1 rRNA gene is annotated in these 248 nt (G+C 58.5%); it reads right to left on the bottom strand.

Features of this window, described 5'->3' with window-relative positions:
• A 23S ribosomal RNA gene (locus tag QSK05_RS36165) occupies positions 1–248 on the bottom strand; the annotation flags it as partial.

Below are 248 nucleotides of genomic sequence, written 5' to 3'. Positions count from 1 at the left end.
CCACAGCTCATCCCCTCAGTTTTCAACCTAAGTGGGTTCGGTCCTCCACGCGGTCTTACCCGCGCTTCAACCTGGCCATGGGTAGATCACTCCGCTTCGGGTCTAGAGCATGCGACTCAAACGCCCTGTTCGGACTCGCTTTCGCTACGGCTACCCCACACGGGTTAACCTCGCCACACACCACTAACTCGCAGGCTCATTCTTCAAAAGGCACGCCGTCACCCCTCAAGGCTCCGACGGATTGTAGG

It is taken from the genome of Kineosporia sp. NBRC 101731 (assembly GCF_030269305.1).
GTDB lineage: Bacteria > Actinomycetota > Actinomycetes > Actinomycetales > Kineosporiaceae > Kineosporia.
The sequence above is the reverse complement of the archived record's forward strand: the minus strand, read 5'-3'. Positions and strand labels throughout refer to the sequence as shown.